The organism is Aeromicrobium sp. Leaf272 (assembly GCF_001422865.1).
In the GTDB taxonomy this organism is placed as follows: Bacteria; Actinomycetota; Actinomycetes; order Propionibacteriales; family Nocardioidaceae; genus Aeromicrobium.
Genome location: NZ_LMMY01000001.1, coordinates 7,517 through 9,048 on the forward strand (window position 1 = coordinate 7,517; position 1,532 = coordinate 9,048).

Annotated in this window: 2 protein-coding genes; both read right to left on the reverse strand. The window is 68.3% G+C overall.

Features of this window, described 5'->3' with window-relative positions; all coding sequences use genetic code 11:
* Positions 1 to 870 (reverse strand): helix-turn-helix domain-containing protein (locus ASF38_RS17325; RefSeq protein ID WP_200914341.1); only part of this gene is annotated, 870 nt, incomplete at its 3' end.
* A gap of 131 nt (positions 871 to 1,001) precedes the next feature.
* Positions 1,002 to 1,388 (reverse strand): hypothetical protein, encoded by a 387-nt coding sequence (locus ASF38_RS00055; RefSeq protein WP_056572785.1) that lies wholly within the window; start codon positions 1,386 to 1,388, stop codon positions 1,002 to 1,004.
* Between the last annotated feature and the right edge of the window lie 144 nt (positions 1,389 to 1,532).

Genomic DNA, 1,532 nt, shown 5'->3' on the forward strand with positions numbered 1-1,532 from the left:
ACGACCCATGGCGATGCGCACGGTTCCTTCGTCTGACATCTCGACCTCGAGGAACTGCTCGTAGTGGCGACGTTCCGGGACGACCGTGCGATCGGACCGGAGGTTGGTGGTCATCGCCGCGCCGTCTTGGCGACGTTGGAACTCGGCAGCACCGCTGACTGATGGCGGGAACTCGCCCGGAAGCTGCGCGGCAGTCGCGCCGGCGCGGACGAGGCCGCTCAAGCGCGCGTAAGCGTCGGGTCCGTCCGTGACGTCAAGCAGCATCTCTCGGCGGGGGGTGACCGGCATCGCAAGGACGTAGAGGTGGGCGTTGCGACGGATGTCGGCGGGGACCGGGTCGCGACGCACGTACGCTCTGATCGCGTCACGCACCTCGTCCTCACCGGCGGCGAGTTGGGCGTGCAAGCGTCGCACCTCGGCATCGGAGAGACGGACTCGCTTCTTGTCGCCGCGACCGAAGTAGACGCCGTCGACCATGTGCGGTGCCGACGCGGATGCTGGGACGTGCACGAGCAGGTAGCCTCGCGTGGGATCGCAGGACGACTGGATGACGGTGGTCGTCACGAAGAGCGGCGCGTCCACGGTCGAGCCGGCGACCTGTTCGATCCGCTCGGGCAGCCCCTCAAGGACGACCGGCGCCAGGACCGGCGGTCCATCGGGGACCTCTTCCACACCGATGACGAGGGTGCCGGAGTCGACGGCGAACTGAGCGAGGTCGCGAGCCAGTTCCTTGTTCGCGGCACGGCCGGCTTCGACTTCGCGCTTGAGGTCGAGGTAATGAGTCTCTTCAAGACGACCATCAGAGATCGCGGTCGAGAGCTCCTCCTCGGACGCGGGCATCCAGCGAAGACGGCCTGACAGGTCGGTCATGGCGTCATCGTCCCGCAGATGGGCGCCAGTTCTGCGGAACTGATCCGCGCCGCCAATGACGAAGCCGCCGCACCCCGAGGGCGACGACGTGTCGGCGCCCGCAAGGGTGCGGCGGCTTGGTTGGTCGAGATTCAGAAGTCGAGGTTCCGCGGCTTCCTCTTCGCGTTCCGCTCGCGCTGGCGGATGGGGTTGATGCGCTGACGCGTGATCCCGTGGTGGTTCGCCACGGAGGAGCGGCCGGAGACCTGGAGCGCTTCCGTCATTCCGAAGTGCATCTCGGTGTAGGTGGCCCTCCAGGTGCTCACGGAGGAGGCGGTGGTGTCCGGCTGCTTGAGGCCCAGGACTGCTCGCTGGCGGTCGAGGATGCCGCTCGCGCTGGCCGCCTGCGCCGCGTAGGTCACTGGCTTCCGCGCGTTGTAGGTGAAGGGGCTGGCCGGCCCGCCGTCAGCGAGGTCGGCGACGAACCGGCGAAGGACATGGGTCTGGAAGCTGTCCAAGCGCAGGACGCGCTCTGCCACCCCACCTCCAAGCCGGGGGCCCAGAGCATCGGCTCGTCACCGAGCACTGCGTCGGAACGACGCATCAAGGTGGTCTCCCCGGGGACCATGCCGGCGTCGCACTGGCAGTAGACGGCGGAGGCTCGGCGTCCGTGCTTACCGCCG